This is a genomic window from Bacillus sp. FSL E2-0195, from assembly GCF_038003645.1.
GTDB lineage: Bacteria > Bacillota > Bacilli > Bacillales > Bacillaceae_G > Bacillus_A > Bacillus_A mycoides.
Map to the genome: position 1 here is coordinate 4,457,233 of NZ_JBBOPN010000001.1, position 26,999 is coordinate 4,484,231.

At 35.7% G+C, this 26,999-nt stretch carries 31 protein-coding genes and 3 pseudogenes; 14 read left to right on the forward strand and 20 right to left on the reverse strand.

The features are described 5' to 3' along the window. Positions 1–47: 47 nt before the first annotated feature. Entirely contained in the window at positions 48–3,380 is a 3,333-nt protein-coding gene (dnaE, locus tag MHH59_RS22945) for a DNA polymerase III subunit alpha (RefSeq protein WP_002129365.1), read from the reverse strand. Between the two features lie 42 nt (positions 3,381–3,422). Between dnaE and MHH59_RS22950 the strand changes: the two genes are divergently transcribed. Beyond that, positions 3,423–3,836 carry a YtrH family sporulation protein gene (locus MHH59_RS22950; protein WP_340852412.1) on the forward strand — a complete coding sequence of 138 codons (414 nt, stop codon included), beginning with the start codon at positions 3,423–3,425 and terminating at the stop codon, positions 3,834–3,836. Then, complete coding sequence (gene ytrI / locus MHH59_RS22955) at positions 3,833–4,336, forward strand: sporulation membrane protein YtrI (RefSeq protein WP_002088948.1); 504 nt, start codon at positions 3,833–3,835, stop codon at positions 4,334–4,336. The genes MHH59_RS22950 and ytrI overlap by 4 nt, the downstream gene beginning before the upstream one ends. A 52-nt stretch (positions 4,337–4,388) precedes the next feature. Here the strand turns inward: ytrI and MHH59_RS22960 are convergent, their stop codons facing one another. Continuing rightward, the gene (locus MHH59_RS22960; protein WP_002167586.1) at positions 4,389–5,321 is read right to left on the reverse strand and encodes a DHH family phosphoesterase; all 933 of its coding nucleotides are present in this window, start codon (positions 5,319–5,321) and stop codon (positions 4,389–4,391) included. A gap of 315 nt (positions 5,322–5,636) precedes the next feature. On the opposite strand from MHH59_RS22960, the gene MHH59_RS22965 reads away from it, so the two are divergent. After that, positions 5,637–5,942: a YtpI family protein gene (locus tag MHH59_RS22965; RefSeq protein WP_002129367.1), complete on the forward strand. Its 306-nt coding sequence runs from the start codon at positions 5,637–5,639 to the stop codon at positions 5,940–5,942. Positions 5,943–5,950: 8 nt separating this feature from the next. Here the strand turns inward: MHH59_RS22965 and MHH59_RS22970 are convergent, their stop codons facing one another. Together MHH59_RS22970 and MHH59_RS22975 are read right to left on the reverse strand one after the other, a co-directional pair. Then, a complete protein-coding gene (locus tag MHH59_RS22970) occupies positions 5,951–6,214 on the reverse strand; it encodes a DUF3949 domain-containing protein (protein WP_002034294.1) in 264 nt (87 codons plus the stop codon). 213 nt (positions 6,215–6,427) lie between these two features. Beyond that, the gene (locus tag MHH59_RS22975; protein ID WP_002034295.1) at positions 6,428–7,741 is read right to left on the reverse strand and encodes a DRTGG domain-containing protein; all 1,314 of its coding nucleotides are present in this window, start codon (positions 7,739–7,741) and stop codon (positions 6,428–6,430) included. A gap of 247 nt (positions 7,742–7,988) precedes the next feature. On the opposite strand from MHH59_RS22975, the gene MHH59_RS22980 reads away from it, so the two are divergent. Then, positions 7,989–8,147, forward strand: a complete 159-nt coding sequence (locus MHH59_RS22980; RefSeq protein WP_002184837.1) for a hypothetical protein — start codon at positions 7,989–7,991, stop codon at positions 8,145–8,147. A gap of 40 nt (positions 8,148–8,187) precedes the next feature. Here the strand turns inward: MHH59_RS22980 and MHH59_RS22985 are convergent, their stop codons facing one another. After that, positions 8,188–8,871 carry a metal-dependent hydrolase gene (locus tag MHH59_RS22985; RefSeq protein WP_263894898.1) on the reverse strand — a complete coding sequence of 228 codons (684 nt, stop codon included), beginning with the start codon at positions 8,869–8,871 and terminating at the stop codon, positions 8,188–8,190. Positions 8,872–9,020: 149 nt separating this feature from the next. Here MHH59_RS22985 and pepQ point away from each other — a divergent pair, with 149 nt between their 5' ends. Continuing rightward, complete coding sequence (pepQ, locus tag MHH59_RS22990) at positions 9,021–10,118, forward strand: Xaa-Pro dipeptidase (protein ID WP_002184836.1); 1,098 nt, start codon at positions 9,021–9,023, stop codon at positions 10,116–10,118. A 45-nt stretch (positions 10,119–10,163) separates the two neighbouring features. Here pepQ and MHH59_RS22995 read toward each other — a convergent pair whose 3' ends face one another. The 7 genes and pseudogenes from MHH59_RS22995 to MHH59_RS23025 form a co-directional block, all read right to left on the reverse strand. Continuing rightward, positions 10,164–10,370, reverse strand: coding sequence for a hypothetical protein (locus MHH59_RS22995; protein WP_002088956.1), 207 nt, complete (start codon positions 10,368–10,370; stop codon positions 10,164–10,166). A gap of 63 nt (positions 10,371–10,433) precedes the next feature. After that, a pseudogene (locus MHH59_RS23000) lies at positions 10,434–10,724 on the reverse strand (anti sigma factor C-terminal domain-containing protein); the annotation flags it as partial. A 102-nt stretch (positions 10,725–10,826) separates the two neighbouring features. Continuing rightward, positions 10,827–11,282: a GNAT family N-acetyltransferase gene (locus MHH59_RS23005; RefSeq protein ID WP_002190862.1), complete on the reverse strand. Its 456-nt coding sequence runs from the start codon at positions 11,280–11,282 to the stop codon at positions 10,827–10,829. Positions 11,283–11,353: 71 nt separating this feature from the next. Next, positions 11,354–11,698: a DUF6176 family protein gene (locus MHH59_RS23010; RefSeq protein WP_340852415.1), complete on the reverse strand. Its 345-nt coding sequence runs from the start codon at positions 11,696–11,698 to the stop codon at positions 11,354–11,356. A 2-nt stretch (positions 11,699–11,700) separates the two neighbouring features. Beyond that, entirely contained in the window at positions 11,701–12,495 is a 795-nt protein-coding gene (locus tag MHH59_RS23015; protein ID WP_078206402.1) for a GNAT family N-acetyltransferase, read from the reverse strand. Further along, entirely contained in the window at positions 12,492–12,824 is a 333-nt protein-coding gene (locus tag MHH59_RS23020) for a cupin domain-containing protein (RefSeq protein ID WP_016120887.1), read from the reverse strand. The genes MHH59_RS23015 and MHH59_RS23020 overlap by 4 nt, the downstream gene beginning before the upstream one ends. Positions 12,825–12,868: 44 nt before the next feature. Continuing rightward, positions 12,869–13,296, reverse strand: a pseudogene (locus MHH59_RS23025) (hypothetical protein). Between the two features lie 131 nt (positions 13,297–13,427). On the opposite strand from MHH59_RS23025, the gene MHH59_RS23030 reads away from it, so the two are divergent. Beyond that, positions 13,428–13,697 (forward strand): helix-turn-helix transcriptional regulator, encoded by a 270-nt coding sequence (locus MHH59_RS23030; RefSeq protein WP_002088966.1) that lies wholly within the window; start codon positions 13,428–13,430, stop codon positions 13,695–13,697. Then, positions 13,687–14,112 (forward strand): hypothetical protein, encoded by a 426-nt coding sequence (locus MHH59_RS23035; protein WP_002129385.1) that lies wholly within the window; start codon positions 13,687–13,689, stop codon positions 14,110–14,112. The genes MHH59_RS23030 and MHH59_RS23035 overlap by 11 nt, the downstream gene beginning before the upstream one ends. Positions 14,113–14,163: 51 nt before the next feature. On the opposite strand, the gene ald is transcribed toward MHH59_RS23035, so the two are convergent. Both ald and MHH59_RS23045 read right to left on the reverse strand, forming a co-directional pair. Then, the gene (gene ald, locus MHH59_RS23040) at positions 14,164–15,297 is read right to left on the reverse strand and encodes an alanine dehydrogenase (protein WP_002015529.1); all 1,134 of its coding nucleotides are present in this window, start codon (positions 15,295–15,297) and stop codon (positions 14,164–14,166) included. A gap of 214 nt (positions 15,298–15,511) precedes the next feature. Beyond that, positions 15,512–16,303 (reverse strand): SDR family oxidoreductase, encoded by a 792-nt coding sequence (locus tag MHH59_RS23045; RefSeq protein ID WP_002034312.1) that lies wholly within the window; start codon positions 16,301–16,303, stop codon positions 15,512–15,514. Between the two features lie 147 nt (positions 16,304–16,450). On the opposite strand from MHH59_RS23045, the gene MHH59_RS23050 reads away from it, so the two are divergent. After that, positions 16,451–16,909, forward strand: coding sequence for a universal stress protein (locus MHH59_RS23050; RefSeq protein ID WP_001066676.1), 459 nt, complete (start codon positions 16,451–16,453; stop codon positions 16,907–16,909). Between the two features lie 43 nt (positions 16,910–16,952). Here MHH59_RS23050 and MHH59_RS23055 read toward each other — a convergent pair. Further along, positions 16,953–17,643 (reverse strand): annotated as a pseudogene (locus MHH59_RS23055) (hypothetical protein). A 225-nt stretch (positions 17,644–17,868) separates the two neighbouring features. Here MHH59_RS23055 and MHH59_RS23060 point away from each other — a divergent pair. Further along, positions 17,869–18,048 carry a hypothetical protein gene (locus tag MHH59_RS23060; RefSeq protein ID WP_002129390.1) on the forward strand — a complete coding sequence of 60 codons (180 nt, stop codon included), beginning with the start codon at positions 17,869–17,871 and terminating at the stop codon, positions 18,046–18,048. Between the two features lie 98 nt (positions 18,049–18,146). Continuing rightward, positions 18,147–18,713: a DinB family protein gene (locus MHH59_RS23065; protein WP_340852422.1), complete on the forward strand. Its 567-nt coding sequence runs from the start codon at positions 18,147–18,149 to the stop codon at positions 18,711–18,713. A 58-nt stretch (positions 18,714–18,771) separates the two neighbouring features. Here the strand turns inward: MHH59_RS23065 and argH are convergent, their stop codons facing one another. Continuing rightward, complete coding sequence (gene argH, locus MHH59_RS23070) at positions 18,772–20,160, reverse strand: argininosuccinate lyase (RefSeq protein WP_002143374.1); 1,389 nt, start codon at positions 20,158–20,160, stop codon at positions 18,772–18,774. Beyond that, positions 20,157–21,362, reverse strand: a complete 1,206-nt coding sequence (locus MHH59_RS23075; RefSeq protein ID WP_002088976.1) for an argininosuccinate synthase — start codon at positions 21,360–21,362, stop codon at positions 20,157–20,159. The genes argH and MHH59_RS23075 overlap by 4 nt, the downstream gene beginning before the upstream one ends. A 167-nt stretch (positions 21,363–21,529) precedes the next feature. Here MHH59_RS23075 and MHH59_RS23080 point away from each other — a divergent pair, with 167 nt between their 5' ends. Beyond that, positions 21,530–21,847 carry a hypothetical protein gene (locus MHH59_RS23080; protein WP_002129395.1) on the forward strand — a complete coding sequence of 106 codons (318 nt, stop codon included), beginning with the start codon at positions 21,530–21,532 and terminating at the stop codon, positions 21,845–21,847. A 28-nt stretch (positions 21,848–21,875) separates the two neighbouring features. Here MHH59_RS23080 and MHH59_RS23085 read toward each other — a convergent pair whose 3' ends face one another. After that, positions 21,876–22,070: a hypothetical protein gene (locus tag MHH59_RS23085; protein WP_002034321.1), complete on the reverse strand. Its 195-nt coding sequence runs from the start codon at positions 22,068–22,070 to the stop codon at positions 21,876–21,878. An 857-nt stretch (positions 22,071–22,927) separates the two neighbouring features. Between MHH59_RS23085 and MHH59_RS23090 the strand changes: the two genes are divergently transcribed. Further along, positions 22,928–23,590 (forward strand): YitT family protein, encoded by a 663-nt coding sequence (locus tag MHH59_RS23090; RefSeq protein ID WP_002015542.1) that lies wholly within the window; start codon positions 22,928–22,930, stop codon positions 23,588–23,590. Between the two features lie 31 nt (positions 23,591–23,621). On the opposite strand, the gene MHH59_RS23095 is transcribed toward MHH59_RS23090, so the two are convergent. Continuing rightward, entirely contained in the window at positions 23,622–24,455 is an 834-nt protein-coding gene (locus MHH59_RS23095; RefSeq protein ID WP_340852430.1) for an EcsC family protein, read from the reverse strand. A gap of 137 nt (positions 24,456–24,592) precedes the next feature. Here MHH59_RS23095 and MHH59_RS23100 point away from each other — a divergent pair, with 137 nt between their 5' ends. Further along, a complete protein-coding gene (locus tag MHH59_RS23100; protein ID WP_002129398.1) occupies positions 24,593–25,228 on the forward strand; it encodes a DUF1796 family putative cysteine peptidase in 636 nt (211 codons plus the stop codon). Between the two features lie 71 nt (positions 25,229–25,299). Next, positions 25,300–25,734, forward strand: coding sequence for an NUDIX hydrolase (locus MHH59_RS23105; RefSeq protein WP_050001021.1), 435 nt, complete (start codon positions 25,300–25,302; stop codon positions 25,732–25,734). A gap of 28 nt (positions 25,735–25,762) precedes the next feature. Here the strand turns inward: MHH59_RS23105 and ackA are convergent, their stop codons facing one another. Beyond that, a complete protein-coding gene (gene ackA, locus MHH59_RS23110) occupies positions 25,763–26,956 on the reverse strand; it encodes an acetate kinase (RefSeq protein ID WP_002129402.1) in 1,194 nt (397 codons plus the stop codon). Between the last annotated feature and the right edge of the window lie 43 nt (positions 26,957–26,999).

Below are 26,999 nucleotides of genomic sequence, written 5' to 3' on the forward strand. Positions count from 1 at the left end.
CCACGAACACTACTACTATAATAATCGAAGTGTAGGGAAATTGTCCATTATATTTTCACAACGACATTTTCGTCACCGACAATTTCTCGAAGTGCTCCTAGACATTCTTCACTTGGATGAATCGATAAACTTCGAGATAATTGTACCATTTTATGTTCCTTTTCATAATAAATTAGTACTTTCGTAAAACCTGAATAATCAAACAATATTTTGGTAACTTGATTTACAAGCTTTTTTTCATATTGAGACGGCAATTTCACGTAAACAGACGCTTCTTTCATTCCTTCATAAACATCCATTTCTTCTAGCGGATATAGTCCATTCACGATCCATTGCAACTTATGATTTCTTTGCTCGATCGTACCATCAACTAAAACGATTGCACCTTCTTGTAACCTGTCCGAAAAATGTATATACGTTTCTGGAAAAATAACGGCTTCCATTTCATCATTTTGATCACAGAATGTAATAAACGCCATCTTTTGCAACTTTTTCGTACGAATAACTTTCACACTTGTTATATATACGATCGCTCTTTGTACTTTTTTCTTATGTCGCATCGCCTGAGCAAGAGATGGAATTTCTAATTCTTTTCCTAGTTCCGCATACTGCGCTGTCGGATAGCTAGATAAATAAAAACCGAGTGCTTCCTTCTCTTTATTTAACTGTTCAATAAAGGATAGCTCTTCTCCTTGTACGTATTTTGATTTCGGAACAGCATCCCCTAAATCAAAATCACGTGCAAGATTTGCATACTCCAACGCTCCTTTAAGACTTCTCCATAACGTCGTCCTCGAAACACCAAAACCGTCAAAACAACCAGACCAGACAAACGCTTCTAAATTTCGCTCTGTTACAAATTTTGATGGCATACGAAGACAAAACTCAAATAAATCTTCGAACATTTTTTCCTCTCGTTCTTCGAGTAATGCCGTCACGGTAGCCATTCCGATATTCCGAATCGAAAGTAAACTATATCGAATCGCATTTCCTTCTATTTGGAAGTTGTAACCACTTCTCTGAAGAGAAGGCGGTAAAACGTGAAAACCTTTCCGCTTCGTTTCTCGTACATACTGCACAATCTTATCTTCATTTCCAATTGCACTTGATAATAACGCAGTCATAAATTCCAGCGTATAATTTGCTTTTAAATATGCAAGCTGATATCCGATCATACTGTAAGCTACAGCGTGACTTCGGTTAAAACCGTAATTCGCAAATCTTACAATTAAATCATAAATTTGTTCTGAAGATGTCTCATCGTATCCATTTTCCAAACAACCTTGAACAAAATGCTTACGTTCTTGATCTAAAATATCACGATTCTTTTTACTCACTGCACGGCGCAGCAAATCCGCTTCTCCAAGCGAAAATCCAGCTAACTTCGATGCGATTTGCATAATTTGTTCTTGGTATACAATTACGCCGTATGTTCTTTCTAAAATCGGCTTTAAATCCGGATGTAAATATTCAATTTGTCTTTTCCCATGCTTCGATTCAATAAAGGTTGGAATTTGTTCCATCGGTCCTGGTCTGTATAACGAGTTAACAGCGACTATGTCTTCAAATTCATTCGGTTTTAACCCACGAAGTACATTTCGCATACCACCTGATTCAAGCTGGAATACACCTGTTGTATCCCCTCTTCCTAACAATTGAAACGTCTTTTCATCTTGCAGAGGTAAATTTCTTATATCAATTTGTTTCCCAGTTTTTTCAACAATAAATTTTATAATATTTTCAAGTAACGTTAAATTACGTAAGCCTAAAAAGTCCATCTTGAGCAATCCAAGTTCTTCTAATGCATCAGCTGGATATTGCGTAACATAAACATCGTTATGCCCTTCTTGAATCGCTACACTTCCCGTTAACGGTTCTTGGCTCATAATAACGCCAGCTGCATGAATAGACGTATGACGCGGTAATCCCTCTACACGTTTTGCAATTTCAAACACACGCTCATGTAACAGATTCCCTTGTATAAACTCACGGAGCGATTGCGATTCCTCATATGCATCTCTTAACGTTATACCAAGCTTTGATGGGATAAGTTTTGAAAATATGTCAATATCTCTTGGCAGGAGCCCCATTACACGAGCAATGTCTCTAATTGCGGCTTTCGCTGCAAGAGTTCCGAACGTTACAATTTGAGCAACACGAAGCTGACCATATTTATCTTTCACATATCGAATCATCTCATCACGTCTTATATCTGGAAAATCAATATCAATATCTGGAAGTGTCACACGTTCAGGGTTTAAAAACCTTTCAAATAATAATTCATATTCAATCGGATCAATATCTGTAATTTCCAATACGTAAGAAACGAGTGAACCAGCTGCCGATCCACGGCCTGGCCCAGTTAAAATATGATTTTCATGTGCATATTTCATAAAGTCCCATACGATGAGGAAATAATCGCTAAATCCCATACGAGAAATAACATTTAATTCATGATCCAAACGTCCTATATGCGCTTCTTTCGGCGTACCATAGCGTTTCTGCAAGCCTTCTTCACAAACACGGCGCAAATACGTATCATTCGTCTCGTTAGATGGAACAGGAAATTTCGGTAATTGATTTACATGGAAAGGAATTTCTACTTGGCAACGTTCCGCGATTGTTATTGTATTTTGAACCGCTTCCTCAGCATGAGAAAATAGTGCTCCCATTTCATCCGATGACTTTAAATAATACTGATCCGTTTTCATTCTCGGTCTATCTGGATCAGTCATTTTCGTTCCGCCTTCAACAGATAATAAACATTCATGAACAAGTGCGTCACTTTGATTAATATAGCGAACATCATTTGTTGCAACGACTGGAACGTTTACCTTATTAATAAATTCAGGCAGTTTTTCTTGTAAAAGCAGTTCATCTTGAATTGCATGATGCTGCAAACTTATATAAAAATTGCTGAACATATTTTGATACGTATGAGCTACTTCTTCAGCCTGACTCTCTTTGTCTTCTAATAATAGCTGTTCAATCTCTCCGTCTTTCCCTGGTGAAATTGCAATTAACCCTTTCGCATAATGAGCAAGCCACTTCTTCGGGATACCTTCTTTTGACTTCGTCATAATGCTGCTAGAGATCTTTAATAAATTTTGATAGCCTATTTCATTCTCAGCAAGTAAGACAAGTGGATAAGACCTTTCTTCTTCTTCACTAAAAATAGAAGCTGTTAAGCCGATAATAGGCTGTATACCATTTTTCTTGCATGCTTTATAAAACGGAATAACTCCATACATAACATTTTCATCTGTAATGGCCAGCGATGAAAATCCAAGCTCTTTCGCCCGAATGACAAGCTCATCAATTTTACAAGCACTTTTTAATAAACTAAAAACGGTTTGACATTGTAAATGCACAAACTTCACTGTTGTACCCTCTCTTTACCTATGTGACTACTTTTATTATAGGTGATGAGGAAAGCGGAAATCAAAACATACTTCTCATACTTTGTCCATATATATGAAGAAGAAAGGGGAATGACGATGGATGTAAGAGAACATACTTTTTTCTCTCTGCTTATTATTAGTTATTTTATTGCCTTTGGAGTTATACTTGGTGGTTCATTAATAGGCGGATTTGGTGCATTTCTCATCGGAAAACCAACTCTAACTTATATTAATCAATTCGCCCAAAATTTAAGAATTTGGGCACTCGTTGCAGCAATTGGCGGAACGTTCGATACCTTTTATAGCTTTGAAAGAAGCTTCTTTGGCGGAGATATGAAAGATATCGTAAAACAAATTCTCCTTATTTTTTTTGCAACTGGCGGTATGCAAACTGGTCTTATTATTATTAAATGGCTTACACAGGAACATTTATGAGAGTACCCAGTGCCAATACAGCCAAAAGGTGGTATTTAGTTTTAGCTGGCGCTGCTGTTGGAGGAGTATTGAGCTGGTTTGTTTTTTTGTACATATACGGTGTATTTCAAGAAGAACAAACTAGTAAAATAGCAGAACAAAAAGAAATTATCGAAAAACAAGAAGCAAAACTCCACGTCCTTCTCGAAGACCAAGAGAAATTGAACACAGAAAATAAACGGCTCTTAACAATTCAAGAAATCAAAATAAAAATTATAAATCGAAAAAAATATGATTTAGACAATCTTACACTTGAAAACATGACCACTTCTATCCATAATGATCTCCAGCATCTTTTAACGAAAAACATTCAAAGCATCGCAAAAAATAAAGACCTGCTCAAAAAAGTCATCGAAAATAAAACGTACAAACATTACGATCGTATATACCGCTTTAAAGTAGACACAGTCTCTTTTGATACCGTACTTGAAATTAGTATTGATATAGAGAAAGAAAAATAAAAAAAAGGAGGGCTTCTGTGCCTCTCCTTCTCTTTCGTTCAACATACAATTTTTATCTACACAGCTCACGTAAATCAGCAAACAGGCGATCTGCTTCTTCCCAAGAAGATGCTTTTGCACCAGAAGCCATCGGATGTCCTCCGCCATTATATTGCATTGCTAATTTATTAATAACTGGTCCTTTTGAACGAAGACGAACACGAATAACATCATCTTCCTCTAAAAATAGAACCCATGCCTTTAATCCATCAATATTACCAAGTGCTCCGACAACACCAGATGCTTCAGTAGAAAGTACATCAAACTCTTCTAGTACCTCTTTCGTTAATTTAATGTACGCTGCACCTTCTTCTACCATCGTAAAGTTTTGTAAAATATAACCGTTCAAACGAGCAATTTTTTCTTTCGTCTTATACATTTCATTGTATAAATCTGTGAATTTTACATCCATGTCAACGAGCTCACTTACGTAACGAAGTGTTTTCGCTGTTGTATTCGGGAATAAGAAACGCCCTGTATCTCCAACAATACCCGCTAAAATAAGGCGAGCTGCTTCCTTTGAAATCGTTAATCCTTTATCTTTTCCATAACTGTAAAATTCATAAATCATTTCACTTGTAGAACTTGCTGTCGTATCCACCCATGTAATATCTCCGTACGGGTCTTCATTCGGATGATGATCAATTTTAATTAACATCTTTCCTTTTGCATAACGCTGATCACAAACACGCTCTTGGTTCGCTGTATCACAAACGATAACAAGTGCATCTTCATATACACTATCTTCAATATCATCCATTACTCGTAAAAACGATAAAGAAGGCTCGTTGTACCCAACCATATAAATATTTTTCTCTGGAAACGATTCTTGCAGAATTGTACCAAGTCCGCACTGAGAACCTAACGCATCCGGATCCGGACGTACATGACGATGAATAATAATTGTATCAAACTCTTTAATTGCTCCTAAAATTTGCTCATGCATATGTATAATCTCCTTTTTATTCAACTTCTTCATTTTATCCCGCATTAACGTGTAGTAAGACTCCCACCTCAAAAGTATTAAAAACAATGGGGCAAAATTAATTTGGAGCCTGGATGCACGTAAAAGCCCGATTGGTGAGGGCTAATAATTAGCACGTGGGATCTCCCCACACTAATTAAAGTTTCACTTTATCCCCCATTATAACGGAAAACATTTCATACATGCGAACAATTGCTTTATAATAAAAGTTAGAAAGTTTAGATTTTTCTTTTTTCTAAATTGTTATTTTTATACCAATCGATGGGAGCGTGTATTATGCCAGTATTCGTCTTTTGTATTATCATCTCATTTGTGTTGTACCTCTTCTATAAAACAAAATTCTTTCGTACAAACCGTCCAATGGAGAAAGGTTGGCTCTCTGGAAAATCCGCAATGGCACTCGGCTTATTCGTCCTATTCTTTGGGATAAACCAATTCTTTTTAGAACTTTCAACTGCACGCATTATCGTTGGTGTTTTGTTTATGTTACTTGGCAGCGCGAGTACATTTAATGGATTCCGCCAATATAAACATTTTCTACCATTAGCAGTCAAAGAAGCCGAATCTTATAAAACAACGTAAAAAAAGCATCAACATTGTGATGCTTTTTTACGTCCCTTCACTTTCAAAATCATATATGCAACAAACGCAGATGGTATATTAAAGGGATTACCTTGCACGTGAAAATGTAATTGTTCTTCTCCAAAAGACATCTGTTTGTATAGTTCTTGCTGAGATAATCCTGTTCGTTTCTTTTTTTCATTTAATCCTTGTAAGTATAAGTATTGAATTGGTATCATCACAAGGAAATAAAAGAGTGCGATACCACCAAAAAAGAGTAATTCTGATGACATATTGCATCCCCCTTCCGTCATCCATTATCTTACAATCTAATTATATCATAGTATACACTCTAAATGGATTAATATTCTGTTTTTTCTAATTATACAATCATCTCTCCTTATATATATATTTCCAGCTAAAACTCCTCCACATCTTTAGCAACAGCTTCAAAACCCAATAAAACAAAAAAGATGGAACAAACCAAAGCGATTTGTTCCACCTTTTTATTTATCGATTAACTGCACCATAAGTAATGCTTTCCCGACAACATTACCTTCATGATGTACTTCTACATCAACCTTACCAAATTTACGGCCAATTTCTAATACTTTCGGATGAACCGATACAACATTATCAATTTGAACCGGTTTTACGAAATAAATTGTTAAGTTCTCAACAATTGAATCGCTCTTCTTCTGCGCACGAATGACGCGGTTTGTTGCTTCTGTCACAATTGTTGTGAATACACCGTAAGATAACGTCCCGATTGAATTCGTCATTTGTGGTGTCACTGAAAATTGATATAAATGCTCATTTTTTGCTTCTTTCGGCGTCATAAATTGATTCGTTACAATGTCATCAATCGTTTCACCAACTTGTGGTTGACGCTGAATCATCTGCAAGGCCTGAAGTACATCTTGACGACTAATGATACCTTGCAATTTATTTCCATCCTCCACAACAGGAAGTAATTCAATACCTTCCCACACCATCATACGTGCTGCAGCTGCGACAGACATTTTTCCGTTTACCGTAATAGGGTGTTTCGTCATAACTTTATCAATCGGTGTTTCTTTCGCAACACCAATCATATCTTTCGAAGTTACGATACCTAACACCTTTTTATTTTCATCCACAATTGGATAACGTCCATGCATCGTCTCTTCATTGTACTCATGCCATTTCTGCACTATGTCACTAGGCTTTAAATATAGTGTTTCTTCAATTGGTGTTAAAATATCTTCAACTAGTACAATTTCTTTCTTAATAAGTTGATCATAAATTGCACGGTTAATTAACGTTGCGACCGTAAATGTATCATAACTACTTGAAATAATTGGCAATTTCAATTCATCTGCTAACTTTTTCACATGCTCTTCTGTATCAAATCCACCTGTAATTAATACAGCAGCCCCTGTTTCTAATGCTAATTGATGTGCGTTCGTACGGTTACCGATGATAAGTAAATTCCCTGCTTCTGTATAGCGCATCATCGCTTCTAATTTCATAGCCCCAATTACGAATTTATTTAATGTTTTATGTAGTCCTTCTCTGCCTCCAAGTACTTGACCATCGACAATGTTAACGACTTCTGCATATGTCAGTTTTTCGATATTCTCTTTCTTCTTTTGTTCAATTCGAATTGTTCCGACACGTTCAATTGTACTAACATATCCTTTATTTTCTGCGTCTTTAATTGCACGGTAAGCGGTCCCTTCACTTACACTTAAATCTTTCGCAATTTGCCGCACAGAAATTTTATGCCCTACTGGCAGGCTATTAATATGTTCTAAAATTTGATTATGTTTGGTAGCCAAATGGTTTCACCATACTTTCTTTTCCCTAAATTCTTCATGTGTTGTATTTTCAGTATACTATATTTCCAAAACTGTTACACTCTCTCTTTGTATGTCTGTACTATTTTTTTTATAACAAAATGCTCCTTACATTACACCAGTCATTCTATTACAACAATGTAATGGTATTGTCATCTCGTTCGATAGTTTGTCCACACGCTTCAATATACAATTAAGACAAGAAATGAAACAAAGGAGCGAATACATTATGAAAAAGTTTTTAGAGGTTATAGGTGCTGTGTTTTTAGCTTTCGTAGATGGGAAAAAAGTTGCGATGGAATTGAATGAAACACCTGAACAGCCACGTACAAAACGAGAAGAATCAGCTAAACAAATACAGGCTTTAAAAACTGTACTACACACATAAAAAACCCTTCACTTGTCATTTCAAATGAAGGGTTTCTTTTTTATAGTGTAATACTTTCTCCAGCTTCTAATACTTTCCCTGTACAATTTTGTAGCTTTCCTACAAATTGATATGGATCTTGTTCAATAACTGGGAACGTATTGTAATGCATCGGTACAACTGTTTTCGCCTCTATCCATTTTGCTGCTAACACAGCATCTTCTGGCCCCATTGTGAAATTATCGCCAATTGGTAAAAATGCTAAATCAATATTATTCAGTTCTCCAATTAACTTCATATCAGAGAATAAAGCAGTATCTCCTGCATGATATACCGTTTTCTCCTCTGCTGTAAACAAAATACCCGCTGGCATACCTGTATATGTAATCGTCTTATTTTCTTCGTCAATATAACTAGAACCGTGGAATGCTTGTGTAAACTTCACTTTTCCGAAGTCAAATTCATGAGAACCTCCAATATGCATTGGATGTGTATTTACACCTTGCCAACTTAAAAATGTCGCCAGTTCAAATGGTGCTACAACAACTGCATTATTTTTCTTCGCAAGCTCTACTGTATCTCCAACATGATCACCATGACCGTGAGATAAAATAATCGCATCAACTTTTACATCTTCAGCCTTTAAATCTGTTTTCGGATTTCCCGTTAAAAATGGGTCAATTAAAATAACTTTTCCATTCGTTTCAATCTTTACAACTGAATGCCCGTGATACGATACTTTCATCATTACATTCCTCCCCTATTCACATTCACACTTTTTATTCTACATGATTTCTCAATTCCCTGTCTTTTCTAACATCGATTTACTTGTCATAACGCTTTCGTCCGATGTAAAGTTATATTTGTAATTAAATATCTCGGGGGTGCCAATCGATGAATGCTAGATTAGAAAATTTAATGCAATGGCTAAAAGAAAAAAACGTAGAAGCTGCGTTCTTAACTTCTACACCGAACGTCTTCTACATGACAAACTTCCACTGTGAACCACATGAAAGACTACTTGGTATGTTTGTATTCCAAGAAAAAGAGCCTATTTTAATTTGTCCTAAAATGGAAGAAGGCCAAGCACGTAACGCTGGCTGGGCACATGAGATTATCGGATTTACTGATACGGACAGACCATGGGATATGATTGCAAAAGCAATTAAAGATCGTGGTATTGATGCAAATGCAGTTGCAATTGAAAAAGAACATTTAAACGTAGAACGTTACGAAGAATTAACAAAGTTATTCCCAAATGCAGCTTTCAAATCAGCTGAAGAGAAAGTTCGCGAACTTCGCTTAATTAAAGATGAAAAAGAACTTTCTATTTTGCGTGAAGCGGCTAAAATGGCAGATTATGCTGTTGAAGTTGGTGTAAATGCAATTAAAGAAAATCGTAGTGAGCTAGAAGTATTAGCAATCATTGAACACGAATTAAAAACAAAAGGCATACATAAAATGTCATTTGACACGATGGTATTAGCAGGTGCGAACTCTGCTCTTCCACACGGTATTCCAGGTGCAAACAAAATGAAACGCGGCGATTTCGTACTATTTGATTTAGGTGTAATCATTGAAGGTTATTGCTCTGACATTACGCGTACAGTAGCATTTGGTGAACTTTCTGAAGAACAAACTCGCATTTACAACACTGTACTTGCTGGACAACTACAAGCAGTTGAAGCATGTAAACCAGGCGTTACATTTGGTGCAATTGACAACGCCGCTCGCTCTGTTATCGCAGATGCAGGTTATGGAGACTTCTTCCCACACCGACTTGGTCACGGACTTGGAATTAGCGTACACGAATATCCAGATGTAAAAGAAGGCAATGAGTCTCTATTAAAAGAAGGTATGGTCTTCACAATCGAGCCAGGTATTTACGTACCAAACGTAGGCGGCGTTCGTATTGAAGATGATATTTACATCACAAAAGACGGATCAGAAATCTTAACGAAATTCCCGAAAGAATTACAATTTGTGAAATAATAAAAAAGGTAGCGTGATCGCTACCTTTTTATTAAAGAAGGCCCTTTAAAAAGTGCCTTCTTCTATCTCACTAATATTTATTTGAAATTTCACGATCCAAACTGAGAAAAGGTGGACAAGAAGCGCAAACGCCATACATGCTCCGCTTAAAAAAGTTAGTATAGGATGCGAATACACGTGCCCTAATCCATAGGATATCGCCACGAAAAACATTGTTATGTAAATATAAATTGCTCCATGTATTTGCCTCATATAAACCTCCTTTTCCCATATTATAACATAAATTTTCTGATTATTCACATTAATTAACTGTAATTAATATTTCTCCACTGTTACACCTCTAACAGCCGCTTTAATATATGGGGCTCCTTGTAAACCTTGTAAATCCTCTGTTTTTCCAGTTACGACTACTCCGTATATTGGTATGTCTTTTGGTTTCGTGTTTTTTATTTCTTTATAATATTGTTCAAAATAATCACTTGGTATACCTTCACTATTTTTTGCTAAAGACTTCATTTGGTACAGAAACTCTTTTGAGTTTATTGTTAAATCATTTTTCACACCTTCTGTTACTTTTGCATAACTCCCTTCAAATCCAAAAAAATTTTCATAATAAAAAGCACATATATTTTAATTTTTTAACATACAAATCAATTTTTTCGAAATAAAAACTTCCACTCATTTAAAAGATATATTCTCATAATATCTTTATGATTTAGTTGTCATAATAATTGAACGTGGATAAAATCCCAGCTTTTGATAAAACGATACAGCTTCATTTCCGTACACTACTATTAATTCAATGTCATCTACTTGCTTTTCTTTAAACCATTCCACTGCACTATTCATTAATTTCAAACCGAATCCGTTTCTTCGATATTTTTCATCAACAAATAAAACTTCAATCTTCCCACTTACGCTTTTACTATACGCTATACAAAAGCCTAATATATTATCTGTTTCTAACTCAATCAATAGTTCAATTCTATATTCTCCGTACTTTGAATTTTTTTTATAATCTTCAATACGTTCCTCAAATGTCATTCTTGGATAATCACCAGAAAAATATTTTGATTTACTGTTATGATATTCATGCAATTTATCTAATGAGTCTCTGATTATCTCTATTTCATCGAGAGTGATATATTTATGACTAATTCGCATCTTACAGCATCTCCAATAATATATATTTCACCAAAAAAGAGGATGGTTTATCTTTACAAAATACTACTCTATTATTTCATCGCTTCTTTCACAACATCTTGAATCATAACGACTTCCGTCTTCAGATCGACAGCCAGTGCTTCTTCATCAATACATTCATACCAAAACGCTAAGTGCTTTTTATCAATTGCATGATGAGAATTTTCGACAAGAGCCCCGCCTTCTCCTTGCACAGAATACCAATATAAGTACTCTTCTCCATCTCTTATTTCCCGGAAAATTGTCTCTACATACATTTTCTCGTCGTTTAATGTCAAAAGCACTTCTTTCATATTGCCATTAAGAAGCTGCATCCATTCATCTACCCGATGACTTTTACCTTGTTTCACTTTAAATCTCGTTAGCTCCACATTCATTTTTATTCCCCCGTTCTCTTACGTACAAACAAACTATATTCTATTGGATTATGAAAACTTAATTTACTAGCTAATTTTTGCGAAGGAATATTGTCTACATAACAATCCCAGCATGGTGTAATATGATTTTGTATACACTGTTCAATGAAACGTGTTGCGACAGCTTGAGCTAACCCTTTCCCTTGATGTGCTTCATGTGTTGCAATATCAATTTCAGCAAAACCATTCCCTCTAAATATTGAGACGCATTCGGCTACAATCATCCCATCTTGTTCTATACAAAAACCAAAGCCGTTATTTAAAAACACTTCTTTTGATCCCCAATATTCTTTATAATAATCCTCTGTAAATTCATTACTTCGTTCTATATCACTTTTATCAATACGTTTAATTTCATATGTATTTTTATTTAATTCTATTTTTCTATCTTCAAAAACTTCTCTTTGAAATTGAAATGTCATTCGTGGAATGTTCCGAAATGCATTACTAAAACGCTCTTCTAACATCATTTCCCACTCGTCACTCGAAGTGAACAATGTAAATCTCTTCTCTGTTTTTTCAATAGCCATTTTTAAATATGCAAATAAATATTCGTTATAATTTTGATCATCCGTATCACCAAATAAATAATAGATACCATTAGCTGTACGAATTAGTCCTGCTGTTAACTTCTCGTTTGCAAAAACTTCACCATCTATCATTTGATCACATACCGCATGAGCAAAGGTTGTTGTCCTTGTATGACCTTCTAAAATCGGAAGGATTTTTCTATACTGGGCTACAGATAATTTTTTCATAATTGCTCCACTTTAATCGTATCCGCCTCTATATTTTCAAAACAAAGATTTACCGTTCTCTTGAATGCTCTCGTTCTATGAATTGTTCCTGCTGGAATTAAGATGGAATCGTTCGGTTTTAAAATTGCTGTCTCCCCATCTTGAAAATCAATAAGTAATTCTCCCTCTAATACAATGAATAATTCGTCCGAATTAGAATGATAGTGCCAATCATATTCACCAGTAAATACGGCGATTCGTAAGCAATGATTATTTACATTTGAAACGACGAAGTTTTTATGTTGTTCTTGAATGTCCTTTGTTAATTCTAATAAATTTGCAGTTTCCACCTTTTGTCTCATCCTTTCATTAGTCGTTCTTCTGAAAAACTAACTTAGTCTCCACCACCTCCGCAATCTCCTCCACCATCACTTGAGCTGCTACAATCGTTGCTACTATAATCACCAAATCCACTTGATGAGCTTGAATCGGATGAAGATTTTTTCTCTTTTTTCTTTTCCTATCTCTCTTACTTTCATAACTAGGCCATACTTTATGAAAGAATATAACGAATAAAACCAATTCTATTACAACAAGGATAAAAACTAGACTACTCTCAATAATATTAGGAGTTATCTCAAAACTGTAAAACAGTCCAAATGAATACATACACAAAATCACATACAGAGCCATACAAATATACCGAAATGTTTTTTCTATCATAATGACTACTTTTTTTGAAAGAGGTATGTTCTGTTCCTGTTTTTTCTTTATATACTTTTGTCTTTTAGCTTGCTTTTTCTTACTCTTTTTGCTCCCCATTGAATCTCCTCTATCGACTTTCATTTTTCATTTAATTCCAAATTATCACAAAAAACAACATCATAACAAGCAATATTTCTCGTAAAGTTTTATTTACTTTTTGTAAAGTTTTATTTACTTTTTACCTAAAAATGGATATTATAAATGTAACAAATTTACAAAAAGGAGACTTTGTATATTTGATTAAAAATAAAGTAAAACAATTCCGCGTCGTTAGAGACATCACCCAAGAGCAATTAGCTTCCTCTGTTCAAATCACTAGACAATCCCTCATCGCTATCGAGAAGAATAAATACAACCCGAGTTTAGAATTAGCATTGAAATTATGTGAGTTTTTCGGCTGTAAAGTGGAGGATTTATTTCAATTAGATAAGACTGGGGAGGAAAAAAATGAAAAATAATTTTATCCAAGGGTTTGCTTCGCATCTTACTATTTTAGTGTTAGGATCGGCCTTTCTTTATTTCAATAGTAGTGATGAAGAAAAGATTCGTTCTGTCCTTCTATTCGCTAGCGTATACATACTCTTAGCCTTGGTACTATTAGTAGTGAAACGAATATTCTTTAAGAAAAAAAAAAAAGAGTCCGAGCAATACCCATTACCTGAGACAGATGAAAGAATTGAAAAAATGGGCTTAAAGCTTATGGCGCAAATTTTCGGTCTCTCTCATTTAATCGGCTCTGCGATACTATTTATTTTATATATTACTGACAAAAATTCGACGATACGAGTAGAGTATGCCCTGTATTACTTGTTTGGAATTCTTTTCTTCACAATGATGTTCGGCTTGAAAATTGTGAAGAAATTAGATAATTAGTTTAAACAAAAAGACCCTTCCTACAAAGGAAAGGTCTTTATTTTATTTCTATTATGATAAAGCAGGAGCTTTTTCAAGAAGCTCTTTTGCATCTGCATATTGTAAGCTGTGCGCTTCTGCAACTGCTTCGAATGTTACGTAGCCATCTAATGTGTTAATACCTTTTAATAATGCAGTGTTGCCTAGGCAAGCTTCTTTGTAGCCTTTGTTAGCAATTTGTACTGCATATGGTACTGTTACGTTTGTTAATGCAAGAGTTGATGTACGTGGCACCGCACCTGGCATATTTGCAACTGCATAATGAACAACACCATGTTTCTCATAAGTTGGGTTGTCGTGAGTTGTAATACGGTCAGTTGTTTCGAAAATACCACCTTGGTCAATCGCGATATCTACAACGACAGAACCTGGTTCCATTGATTGAATCATTTCTTCTGTTACAAGTTTTGGCGCTTTTGCACCTGGGATTAATACTGCACCGATTACAAGATCAGATTCTCTTACAGCTTCTGCAATGTTATACGGGTTAGACATTAACGTTTTTACTTGGTTTCCGAAAATGTCATCTAATTGACGAAGACGTTCTGCACTTAAGTCGATGATTGTTACATCTGCACCTAAACCTACTGCAATTTTCGCTGCGTTTGTACCAGCTTGACCACCGCCGATAATTGTTACTTTACCGCGTTTCACCCCTGGAACACCTGCAAGTAAAATACCTTTACCACCTTTGTTTTTCTCAAGGAACTGTGCACCGATTTGCGCAGACATACGACCAGCTACTTCACTCATAGGTGCAAGTAATGGTAAAGAACGATTGTCTAATTGTACTGTTTCGTATGCAATTGATACCACTTTGTTATCAATTAATGCTTTCGTTAATTCTGGCTCTGGAGCTAAGTGTAAGTATGTGAATAAAATTAAACCTTCGCGGAAATAACCGTATTCACTTTCAACTGGCTCTTTTACCTTCATAACCATATCTTGATTCCATGCTTCTTCAGCAGTTTCAACAAGTTTCGCACCAGCTTGTACGTATTCTTCATCTGTAAAGCCTGATCCTACACCTGATCCTTTTTGAACAAAAACTTCATGACCATTTTGTACTAAATGTACAGCTCCCGCTGGCGTCATCGCCACGCGGTTTTCATTGTTTTTAATTTCTGTTGGAATTCCGATACGCATTATTAGTTCCCCCTTGAGTTATGAAATGACCCCTGAATCATTTTTTAAAGCGCTTTCTATACTCTTATATTCTAACATAATATCTCAATATTTGACAAAAAAATAATACAAGTTTTCCGATAGATTTAATCTTACATGAAAGGACAGTATTATCCGTACCTCTCAGTATAAAGGATAAACTGTCCAATTATTCGAAACTTCACTTTATTTAATTCTATCGATGTCTATGAATAACATCAACAGCGCCTGTTACTTCAATAATCGTGCCAGTAATCATATCAGAATCGTCCTCACATAAAAACGAAATGGTTCTTGCGATATCTTCCCCTGTTCCAGATCTACCAATTGGTGTGTTACTACCTTTCAGATTTCGTGCTTCTTCAATCGTTGCCTCTTTCATTTCACCAATTATATCACCAGGACATACCATATTCGCAGTAATACCGTATTCAGCTTCTTCGTATGCGACTGTTTTCGTTAAAGAAACAAGTCCGACTTTCGCAGCTGCAAAGGCTGAACGATAAATCCATCCAGGCGCGCTATCTGCCCCTTGAAATCCATAGTTAATAATACGGCCAAATTGCTGGTTTCTCATAATCGGTACGACAAGTTTTAATAAATGAAACACCGCTGTTAAATTACCCTGGATCATTTCATTCCATTCGTCTTCTTCGTAATCGACTAATTTTTTCCTTTCAAATACGTAAGGACCAGCATTATTAATTAAGAAGTCAATTTTGCCAAAACGGCTCATCGCTTCTTCTACTATTTTATGTAAATCTTCCTTTTTCGTGACATCAGCTTGCACGAACTGTAGACGTTCTTCCATATTTTTATATGTTTCTTTCATTGTTTCCATAGCACTTGTATCGCTATGATATGTTACTGTTACTGAATATCCTTTAGCCAATAACTTTTCTGTTACTTGCTTTCCTAAACCTTTCGTACCGGCTGTAATGAGCGCGTGTCTCACAAACATGCCTCCTTTTAAATTGCTATACTCCATATGTAACAAGTTCTCGCTTCAATTACAACTAAAATGAATTAAGGCAAAGTTTTCAAAATTCTGTAACGTTTCCAACAAGCACATTACCAAAATTTGTTTTATAATAAAGTTGTAAACGGTAATAAAAATGATTGGGAGGAATTTACTATGAATAATACATATACAAATATTTTAATTGCGGTGGACGGTTCTAAAGAAGCAGAAAAAGCCTTTAAAAAAGCAATTCAAGTTGCAAAACGAAACAACGCAACATTAACAATTGCTCATATCGTTGATGTAAAAGCATACTCAGCAGTAGAGGCTTATAGCCGCGCAATTGCTGAACGTGCAAATCTATTTGCAGAAGACTTATTAGAAGACTACAAAAAAACTGCGCTTGAAGCTGGTCTTGAAAAAGTGGAAACTGTATTAGAATTTGGTAATCCTAAATCTAAAATTTCAAAAGAAATCGCTCCAAACCATAAAGTGGATTTAATTATGTGTGGTGCAACTGGTTTAAATGCTGTAGAACGTTTCCTAATTGGTAGCGTCTCTGAACATATTATTCGCTATGCGAAATGCGATGTCCTTGTTGTTCGTGGTGACGAGGAGCAAGGTGATCTTTAATTTATAATAAAAAAACACCAAGTCCACATGGGCTTGGTGTTTTTCATTTCACATATTTCACTACAAATACGAGACAAGCTAGAACAACAATGACAACTGCAAACACATAAGGCGGAAGGAACTTCAAAGACCATAACGCCATCATTAACGTCGCAACCGTTAAGTACGTTTGTTTTGCATCTTCTGTCATTTTTTTGCGAAGTAAAAAACATACAAATAACCAATTGGCGGCGTAATAAAACAAAGAACATATATGATTTTAGATTTTAAATACCACTTGTGTTCTCCAAGTTTCTTTATGTCTTCTTCTATTCTCTTACTCTCTTGTTCTCTCGCTTTTCTTTCATATAAGGAAGAAAGTGCATGAAAAAATAACATGTAAATATAATTGCCCAAAATTCAATATCCAATCTTTCTAGTGGAATATGCTCACTAAAAAATGCAGCAGCAATCACTAAAGAAAAACAATACGTCATCATCCAAAATGAACGTTTTCTCTTTTTCCGTTCTATTTCTTTTTTATCTTTTACTTCTTGTACTTTCTTTTTTCTAGAAAGCCATACAGAAATACAGCAATCTACTACAAATAAAGTAAAGATAAAGATTGCTATATGCATTGTTGTTACATTCTCAAATGAAAATACTTCTGGGAATGCAACGTGTAATACAATTAGCGTGTACAAAATTAACCCTACAAAATAAAGTGAAACTTTAATCAGTGGGGTTTTGTTCATCCCCCACTGATTATTAGTTGAACCAATCGGGCTTTTACGGGCAGTTGATCCCCCACCTAACTTCTTTGCTTTCGCTGAATTTTGAGGTGGGGGTCTTACTGCCCGTTAATGCGGGATAAATACGTCTCATCTTCCATTCCTTTCTCATTTCCTAACATTAGGTTAACATACATTTTTTAGAAATAGACGGACAAAATATATGTGTTTAGAAAAGGAGGATGCTACATGGATGATTATGAACGCATTATTTTAGATGTGAATGGGAAAGAAATCGAAATGTTAGATATGATTCGCGAGCATTTTAAAGAAAAACATGGTGTTGAACTAAGTCACGGTGCATTACTTAGAGATTTAATGGATATTGAATACATTCGAATTACAGAAGATCGCCACAAGTATGATTAATCAATGAAGCTTTAAGCCTAGAACATATTGTTCTAGGCTTAATTACATCTATACGAAAAATGTTATAATTAGGAAAAAAACGCAGAGGATACCAGAATATGAAATCTGAAAATATCTCAAAACATTTTCACACATTACATGTGCAAAGAAACCAGTTCCTTCCTGAGCTTCATTCACTTTCACAAGAACAACTATGGCATAGAAAAGAGGACGGAAAATGGTCTATTGGAGAGCACTTTTATCACTTATATTTAATTACAAGGATGCTAAAAGTAGCGATTAAATTCTCTTTCACTCTTATCCCCTATGCCAAACTAAGAAGAAACACCCCATTCGCAACTGAAATTCATGACATTTATGCCGAATACAAGGAGAAGCATGGCAGAGGAATGAAAGCTCCTTGGATTTTAATCCCTTCAAAAAAAGTCTATTACTCTATGAATGTAAATGAATTAGAAGAATTACTTTCACGTGAAACAGATGAAATAAAAAAACTAGTTCAAAATATAGAAGAAGATATTGCAGGACATATCGTATTTTTAGATCCAATTGCTCACTATCCTAACCTTATTCAATCTATCCAACTATTAGCGATTCATGAGAAGCATCATTTTATGATTATGAAACATAATTATGAAATGATAGATACATACCTAAAAATCTAAATACAAAAAGGTAAGGTACTTTCTAAAAAAGCACCTTACCTTCTATATCATATATCATTTAACTTCCAACAAACTCTATTGCTAACCCCTTCGCCTTCTCCAAAGCCTTTTCAATTTGCTCAAATCCTGTCCCGCCAGCACTGTTACGGCGCTTTACAGCTGCATAAGGTGAAAGAACTTCATATAAATCTTCTTCAAATAACGGACTCATTTCTTTATACGTTTCAAGTGGTACATCTAATAAATAGATTCCTTTTTGCGTACAATGAAGAACTAGTTTCCCGACAATTTCATGAGCTTGACGGAACGGCAGTCCCTTGCTTGCTAAATAGTCGGCAATTTCTGTTGCGTTAGAGAAGTCTTGCGTCACAGCTTGCCCCATTTTTTCTTTGTTTACAGTCATCGTTTCAAGCATGCCTGCCATAATATGAAGGCATCCTTCTACTGTTTTCACTGTATCAAACATTCCTTCTTTATCTTCTTGTAAGTCTTTATTGTAAGCGAGCGGCAATCCTTTCATTACTGTAAGTAAACTGAATAAATTACCGTATACTCTGCCCGTTTTACCACGAATCAGTTCCGCCATATCCGGATTTTTCTTCTGCGGCATAATACTGCTTCCTGTTGCGTATTGATCGCTCATTTCAATAAATTGAAATTCTTGGCTACTCCATAAAATAAGTTCTTCGCAAAAGCGTGATAAGTGCATCATAAGCATAGATGAGTTACTTAAAAACTCTAATATGAAATCACGATCGCTTACCGCATCTAAACTATTTTCATAGATTCCATTAAATCCGAGAAGCTCCGCACTATATTCTCGGTCAATCGGGAATGTTGTACCAGCTAGTGCTCCTGCTCCTAATGGTGAAATGTTAATACGCTTTAACGAATCTTCATAACGATTCACATCGCGCTCTAACATCCAAAAGTAAGCAAGAATATGATGCGCAAATGAAATCGGCTGTGCACGTTGCAAGTGCGTATAGCCGGGCATAATTGTTTCAATGTTATTTTCCGCTTGATGAACAAGAACAGTTTGCAATTGTTTTGTAGCTTTTATAATATCTTCTACTTTTTCTTTTAAATACAAATGCATATCTGTCGCTACTTGATCGTTACGGCTTCGGCCTGTATGAAGTTTCCCTCCTACTTCACCGATTCTTTCAATTAACATCTTTTCAATATTTAAATGAATGTCCTCAGCCTCGACTGAGAAATTCAATTTATTTTGTTTCGCTTCCTCTAGTAAATATTGAAGCCCTATCTTTATTTTCTCTGCTTCTTCTTTCGTAACAATGCCTTGCTTTGCTAACATCGTTACATGTGCGATACTCCCTTTTATATCTTGATTTACTAATTGTTGATCAAAGGAGATGGATGCTCCAAACTCTTCAACCCACGCTTCCGCTTCTTCTGTAAAACGTCCGCCCCAAAGTTTGCTCACGCTTCCACCTTCTTTTGATTCACTTGACTGTATACTTTCGTAGGTAAACCGAATAATGAAATGAATCCAACTGCTGCATCATGATTAAATTCATCCTGGGCAGTATACGTTGCTAATTTTTCATCGTATAAAGAGTACTCAGATTTACGCCCTTCTACAATCGCATGACCTTTAAATAATTTCACACGTACTGTACCTGTTACATTTTTTTGCGTTTCTTGTAAGAAAGCATTGAGCGCTTGTTTTAAAGGTGAGAACCATAAACCGTTATAAATTAATTCTGTTAGTTTTTGCTCAATCATCGGTTTGAAATGAGCGACCTCTTTCACAAGTGTTAAATCTTCAAGTTCTTTATGCGCTGTTATTAATGTCATTGCTGCTGGGCATTCATATACTTCACGAGATTTAATACCGACAAGGCGATTTTCTACATGGTCGATACGTCCCACGCCATGTTTTCCAGCAAGTGCATTTAACGTTTTAATTAGTTCTGAGAGTGGGTATGCAGTGCCGTTTAAAGTCGTCGGTACCCCTGCTTCAAATCCGATTTCTACAAACTCTGGTTTATTCGGTGTATCTTCTAATGCCAACGTCATCTCGTATGCGTCTTCTGGCGGCGCTGCCCATGGATCTTCTAAAATTCCACATTCGTTGCTGCGTCCCCATAAGTTTTGATCGATTGAAAACGGGCTATCTAAATTAATTGGAATCGGTATATCATTTTCTTTTGCATATGCAATTTCTTCTTCACGTGACCATTTCCATTCACGTACGGGCGCAATAACTTCTAAATATGGATTCAACGCTTGAATAGAAACTTCAAAACGAACTTGGTCATTCCCTTTTCCTGTACATCCATGTGCAACTGCACTTGCGCCTTCCTGCTCTGCAATTTCTACTAATTTTTTTGCAATAAGCGGACGAGATAATGCAGAGACAAGAGGATATTTCCCTTCGTATAACGTGTGAGCTTGCATCGCTATCAATGCATATTCATTCGCATATTCTTCTTGAACATCAATCATATATGATTTAATTGCACCTACTGAAAGTGCTTTTTCTTTTACAAACGCTAAGTCTTTACCTTCCCCTAGATCTAAGCAAAGCGCGATAATATCATAATTTTTCTCTTGTAACCATTTAATTGCAACGGAAGTATCAAGACCTCCGGAATATGCTAATACAACTTTTTTCTTCTCCATTTTGCATCCCCCTAAAGAATAAATATTCATTTTTTCTTATAATAATCCAAACTTTATCACCTTTCATAAAATGAATCAAGGGGAATTTATAAAATTTTTTCAAACAATTCCGTCGAACTTCTTTCTTTTTTTATGTAAAATAGAGGAAGGGAAATGGAGGGGTGTCTATGAAAAAGTATTTTATATACAATGAACATCTAGGAATTGAAGTACCGAACATACAAGAAAAATGGGAAGACATCTCTGAACAAGCGCAGCATTCTATTTTATTAAAATGGGAGCAAGTTCGCGGAAAAATACCTGATCGCATAAAGGAACTTGAGCACCATATTAACGCTAAACAACACCACTTAAATAACGAAGAAGACTTTGGAATTTCTTGCAAGCTAAATTCAGAAATTGCCGATCTTGCTTCAATTATTAACGATCTTTGGCTTTGGTATCGTCTAACCCAAAACGTATCTGAGGGAAAAGCACACCAATGAAAAAAGCATGCCCCTCAATTAATTTGGGTCATGCTTTTTTGTCGTAACAAGCTTTGCAATATATTTCTTGCGCCGTTTTTGCTAAACATACATCAAACGGGCCTACTAATATACTTCTTTCTTTCGGCAACTTTACAAAAGCAACTAGCTCTTCTTCATATTGAATCTTTTTCTGACATGAAACACATTTTAATTCTTTTCTTTTAAACATGTCTTTTAGCATATCTCCATTCTCCCCCTCATCTATCTATATTAATATACTCTCATAATAGTTAGAGCTTGTAAAAAAATGACACATTCCGAAACAAATTATTCATATACTATGTACAAAAGGAGGTCTCAAACTTATGCGAGCTTTCATTATTATCGCTTTAACTTTTTTAAGTATCATTAGCTGGGATGCATTTTTTAAAGATAAAAGTGATGAGAACAATACAATTGAATAAAAACCCTTCTTTTCTTACTTATTGGACAAACTTCTAAAAGTTGTCCAGTTCTACGAAATAACTTAGGCTTTTCTACAAAAATATTTAAACATAACATTTTTTGTAGATTCCCTCCGGTTATTGTCGGTTTCCATCCGCATGTATTTTTTGAAAGTATGATATAATAATATAAATCTTGAAGGAAGGGATTTTGATATCATGATCGCTCGAAGGAGCATGTGGCATCGTATTGACGAATCATACACGTAGCGTATTTTTTAGCTCAGATACTTTAGTCTAGCGAAAAAAAATACGAGAGTGGGGAAATTATGATTGCCCGAAGGATAATTTGGCAAAAAAAAGACTCTTCTTACACATAGCGTTTTGTTTAGGACTTAATTGTTACTAGCTAAACAAAACAAAGAAGAGCAGGATTGCTAAATGAAGAATCCTACTCCCCGTTTTGTTTAGTCGCTTTAAGACTTAAACTAAAACGAAGGTAGGGAGAATTGATGGACGAGAGGATTATTCGTTATTTCTTCAGCGACATATAGCGTAGTTAGTTTTTTTCGTAAACTAACTGAAAGCTACATGTGAGCTCGTAGTTAGTTTACAACACCAAAAGGACTACTAACTACGGAAAGAAGGAATAACGATGAGGAACATCCAAAGTCGACAAATTATTAAAGAAGTTTTTATGGTTTTAATCGGTTCATTTATATTAGCAGCAGCGCTATATCACATTCACTTCCAAAACCACTTAACAGAAGGTGGCTTTGTAGGTATTGCACTATTTATCCAAAATTTTTATGATATTTCACCATCTATTTCAACTGTAGTAATGGATATCCCTATTATTTTACTATGTGCTTCATTTTTAGGTAGAAAAATGGTTGGCTATTCATTCTTAGGTTCACTTTCATTTGGAGTATTTTATTCCCTTATGGAAAATTATTCTCCTTTTACGGTAGATTTATCAAATAATTTATTTGTAGCTGCAGTAGTTGGCGGTGCGTTAGCTGGTATTGGACTCGGTTTTATATTGCGATTTGGCGGTGCAACCGGTGGAGACGATATTTTAACAATTATATTAAGTAAACGAACTCGGTTTACAATTGGGCAAATTTTCTTCGTCTTTGACGCGATTGTTCTTGCGCTTTCATTATATTATTTAAATTGGACAGAAATTGCTTTTACTATTCTTTCGATTGCCGTACAGGCAAAAACATTGGATTTAATTTACTATCCAAAAACAGAAAAGAAAGCAGCAAAGCAACCCGTTTCTATTCCAATATCCAAAAAACATGCGACAAACTAAAAAGCGAAAGGCTTCGGCCTCTCGCTTTTTTTCATGCTCTCTTTTCTTTTTCTAATATGTAGCGTACTTGATAAAACTTATTTGCAAATTCAGTAACATTCCTCGTTAAGCGATAGTTCACTGTAGAGCCAATCGCCATTCCGAGTACAGGAATGCCTTGGAATACTTTACGACGAAGAGCATAAATCGAAAACGTCTTCAAAAGTTGTTTTAACACAACCTCAGTAGAAGCTGGCTTTAATACTGCTTCGTCTCCTTCATAGAAGAATGAATCCTCTTGTTCGAGTTCTCTCAGTAAATTGTACCATGCATATTGCTGAAGTCTCGCCGGCAATAATGCTGCATGGAATACCTTTAACGCAAGCATCATTTCATACGGCTTGTTCACATCATGCCCAAATGATGTCGCAACAAGTTGGACAGCCTTCACATTTAACGCAATCATAACCGGAAAATCAGCCGTTAATAATAATAAACCACCAGCACCTGTTGCTCCGCCTTGTACGAATGAATATAGACGATGACGTGCTGTTTGCTGCTCTGCTATGTATGTTAATTGATCAATAGATAACGCCTTCAAATCTTCAAGTTGCTCAATCGATTCATCAAATAATCTCGACGTTCCTAAAATACGATTACGTGCATCTAGCTGTGATTGTGAACTTTGAATAAGCGCATGCAAATGAAAGAGCCATCCATCTGCTTTCGTAAAAAAGTCTTTTCGTTTTTTCTCAGGCAGTTTCGCAATTGTCGTATGCAACCACTTATCAAACATCTTTTGAAAATCGGTCGCTTCTTGCTCTACTAATTGCCCTTCCCACTCTTTTATATTGTCTAAAATGGCTTGTTCTCGCTTCGATCGCATCGTAACAACCACCTCGTTCGATTTTTTTCTATTGTAACATATTTCTGCTTCTTCTTTGCAAATATGCTTGTCTATCTTTATTCACATACCATTTTTTAGTGACATAAAATATTAGCAAAAAGGATGAGATGAATCACATGAATCTATCCAATATAAAAAAAGAATATAATGCAGTATTCAGCTTAGGACAAAACTGCTGGCCTGCTTGGGCTTTATATCAATTCGAATTATCACCATTTTTTGGTGTTATCGATTTTATGCTAAGCCCTTCATTAGAAAAAGTGAATTTATTATTACAAAATCGATTTGACCGTTTTTTACAGTTCGAAAACTTATCCTTCATCTCATTTTGGGATGATGATGCGAAATTAAGACTCCGTGACAACCTATATGAAATCGACTCCTGTCACGACTTTAAAACAGATGTAAACACACCAACATCCTGGCCTTCTTATACAGAAATTAAGTTAAACTATGAGCATCGAATTAATCGTTTTCTAACTACAATCGAAACGGCAGAATCCACATTGTTTATTCGAACGGGAGGAACATACGAAGAAGCACGTTCCTTGGAACAAATTTTATCTCAAATAGTTAAACATACATTCTCTGTCCTATTACTCATTCCTGAAGATGTACCAACTATCGCCCAAGAAGATTGGGGATTACAAAATATTTGTGTTATAAAATGCCCAGTGATGGATATATACCAGTACAATGAAGCATTTTGGAATGACTTATTTAATGGCATCACAATTCGGCCAAACGCTTAAATACACGTCACCTTTTATCACACCCTGCCTTATAATCATCCTTATACAAAATAAATAAGGAGTGATTATATATGTATCCACGTGCAAAAGCTTTTGGCATCGCTATACATCACGGTCGCCTTCTCGTACAAGAATATCATACAGGCGATGAAACATATTACCGACCTCTTGGCGGATCAATTGAACTTGGTGAAAAATCAGCACATACTGTTATTCGCGAATTTCAAGAAGAGCTTCACACAGAAGTGGAAATCACCAATTATTTAGGCTGCTTAGAAAACATCTTTCATCTAGATGGAGAAATTGGTCATGAAATCATTCAGCTATATTCTTTACGCTTATTAGACATGTCACTATATGAAATGGAAATACTGAATATATCAGATGAACAAACACTGTCATATGCAAAATGGATTTCCCTCACTGCATTCATTCAAAAAGAAAAATTACTATATCCGGATGGAATTTTGAAATATATCCAAAAGAAAAAAGACGAGATCCTATAGGATCTCGTCTTTTTTTTCATATAGTATATTAACCAATATCTCCAAGACGTAATACGTCACGAGCAATCATAACTTCTTCGTCAGTTGGAATTACGATAATTTTTACTGGAGAGTGTGGGAAGCTGATGAATGCTTCTTCACCGAATACGTTATTGCGTTTTACGTCGAAGTATACGCCCATGTACTCAAGGCCTTCTAATACGCGCTCACGAATAATTGCACTGTTTTCACCTACACCAGCTGTAAAGATGATAGCGTCAACGCCTTTCATACGAGCTGTGTAAGAACCGATGTATTTATGGATACGGCTCACGAACACGTCAAGTGCTACTTTCGCACGGTGGTCGCCTTCTTCTTCTTTCGCAATGATGTCACGTAGGTCACTAGAGTAACCAGTAAGACCTAACATACCACTCTTCTTGTTTAATACGCTAACTACTTCTTCTACAGTTTGGCCTGTTTTTTCCATGATGTATGGAATTAACGCAGGGTCAATGTTACCAGAACGTGTACCCATTGTTACACCAGCAAGTGGAGTGAAGCCCATAGAAGTATCGATAGACTTACCACCTTCTACTGCTGCGATACTTGCACCGTTACCTAAGTGACAAGAAAGTAGGCTTAAGCTTTCAAGTGGACGACCTAATAATTCAGCCGCACGCTCTGTTACGTATTTATGAGAAGTTCCGTGGAAACCGTATTTACGGATGCCAAATTTCTCATAGTATTCATATGGTAAGCTATATAGGAATGCAGATTCCGGCATTGTTTGGTGGAATGCTGTATCAAATACTGCTACTGCTGGTACGTTTGGTAGTACTTCTTGGAATGCTTTAATACCAACAAGGTTTGCTGGGTTGTGAAGTGGTGCTAAATCGCTTAATTCTTCGATATCAGCTAATACTTCAGCATCAATTAAAACAGAATCAGCAAATTTTTCGCCGCCGTGTACAACACGGTGACCGATACCGCCAATCTCATCAAGAGATTTTACGATTCCGTTTTCAGTTAATTTCTTAAGAAGCATGTTAACTGCTACTGCATGATCTGGGATGTTTGTAATTTCTTTTTGTTTTTCGCCATCTACAGTAATAGTGAAGATACTATCTTCTAAACCGATACGTTCTACTAAACCTTTTGTTAATACTGTTTCACTTGGCATTTCAAATAATTGGAACTTTAAGGAAGAGCTTCCTGCGTTAATCGCGATGATTTTTGACATCTAGTCTTTCGCCCCTTTTTCTCTTGGTAGTTGTGTGGATCAT

What these genes read in the sequence shown, in the direction of transcription:
- MHH59_RS23050 (WP_001066676.1), top strand. Translation starts at nt 16,451, where the DNA reads ATGAATAATACATATACAAATATTTTAATTGCGGTGGACGGTTCTAAA.
- MHH59_RS23075 (WP_002088976.1), bottom strand. Translation starts at nt 21,362, where the DNA reads ATGGAGAAGAAAAAAGTTGTATTAGCATATTCCGGAGGTCTTGATACT.
- pepQ (WP_002184836.1), top strand. Translation starts at nt 9,021, where the DNA reads ATGAATGCTAGATTAGAAAATTTAATGCAATGGCTAAAAGAAAAAAAC.
- MHH59_RS23035 (WP_002129385.1), top strand. Translation starts at nt 13,687, where the DNA reads ATGAAAAATAATTTTATCCAAGGGTTTGCTTCGCATCTTACTATTTTA.
- MHH59_RS22965 (WP_002129367.1), top strand. Translation starts at nt 5,637, where the DNA reads ATGCCAGTATTCGTCTTTTGTATTATCATCTCATTTGTGTTGTACCTC.
- MHH59_RS23030 (WP_002088966.1), top strand. Translation starts at nt 13,428, where the DNA reads ATGGATATTATAAATGTAACAAATTTACAAAAAGGAGACTTTGTATAT.
- MHH59_RS22970 (WP_002034294.1), bottom strand. Translation starts at nt 6,214, where the DNA reads ATGTCATCAGAATTACTCTTTTTTGGTGGTATCGCACTCTTTTATTTC.
- MHH59_RS23010 (WP_340852415.1), bottom strand. Translation starts at nt 11,698, where the DNA reads ATGAATGTGGAGCTAACGAGATTTAAAGTGAAACAAGGTAAAAGTCAT.
- MHH59_RS22980 (WP_002184837.1), top strand. Translation starts at nt 7,989, where the DNA reads ATGAAAAAGTTTTTAGAGGTTATAGGTGCTGTGTTTTTAGCTTTCGTA.
- MHH59_RS23045 (WP_002034312.1), bottom strand. Translation starts at nt 16,303, where the DNA reads ATGGAGTATAGCAATTTAAAAGGAGGCATGTTTGTGAGACACGCGCTC.
- MHH59_RS23095 (WP_340852430.1), bottom strand. Translation starts at nt 24,455, where the DNA reads ATGCGATCGAAGCGAGAACAAGCCATTTTAGACAATATAAAAGAGTGG.
- MHH59_RS23015 (WP_078206402.1), bottom strand. Translation starts at nt 12,495, where the DNA reads ATGAAAAAATTATCTGTAGCCCAGTATAGAAAAATCCTTCCGATTTTA.
- MHH59_RS22985 (WP_263894898.1), bottom strand. Translation starts at nt 8,871, where the DNA reads ATGAAAGTATCGTATCACGGGCATTCAGTTGTAAAGATTGAAACGAAT.
- MHH59_RS23060 (WP_002129390.1), top strand. Translation starts at nt 17,869, where the DNA reads ATGGATGATTATGAACGCATTATTTTAGATGTGAATGGGAAAGAAATC.
- MHH59_RS23085 (WP_002034321.1), bottom strand. Translation starts at nt 22,070, where the DNA reads ATGCTAAAAGACATGTTTAAAAGAAAAGAATTAAAATGTGTTTCATGT.
- ald (WP_002015529.1), bottom strand. Translation starts at nt 15,297, where the DNA reads ATGCGTATCGGAATTCCAACAGAAATTAAAAACAATGAAAACCGCGTG.
- MHH59_RS23080 (WP_002129395.1), top strand. Translation starts at nt 21,530, where the DNA reads ATGAAAAAGTATTTTATATACAATGAACATCTAGGAATTGAAGTACCG.
- MHH59_RS22995 (WP_002088956.1), bottom strand. Translation starts at nt 10,370, where the DNA reads ATGAGGCAAATACATGGAGCAATTTATATTTACATAACAATGTTTTTC.
- MHH59_RS23100 (WP_002129398.1), top strand. Translation starts at nt 24,593, where the DNA reads ATGAATCTATCCAATATAAAAAAAGAATATAATGCAGTATTCAGCTTA.
- MHH59_RS23105 (WP_050001021.1), top strand. Translation starts at nt 25,300, where the DNA reads ATGTATCCACGTGCAAAAGCTTTTGGCATCGCTATACATCACGGTCGC.
- MHH59_RS23090 (WP_002015542.1), top strand. Translation starts at nt 22,928, where the DNA reads ATGAGGAACATCCAAAGTCGACAAATTATTAAAGAAGTTTTTATGGTT.
- MHH59_RS22960 (WP_002167586.1), bottom strand. Translation starts at nt 5,321, where the DNA reads ATGCATGAGCAAATTTTAGGAGCAATTAAAGAGTTTGATACAATTATT.
- MHH59_RS23065 (WP_340852422.1), top strand. Translation starts at nt 18,147, where the DNA reads ATGAAATCTGAAAATATCTCAAAACATTTTCACACATTACATGTGCAA.
- MHH59_RS23005 (WP_002190862.1), bottom strand. Translation starts at nt 11,282, where the DNA reads ATGCGAATTAGTCATAAATATATCACTCTCGATGAAATAGAGATAATC.
- ackA (WP_002129402.1), bottom strand. Translation starts at nt 26,956, where the DNA reads ATGTCAAAAATCATCGCGATTAACGCAGGAAGCTCTTCCTTAAAGTTC.
- ytrI (WP_002088948.1), top strand. Translation starts at nt 3,833, where the DNA reads ATGAGAGTACCCAGTGCCAATACAGCCAAAAGGTGGTATTTAGTTTTA.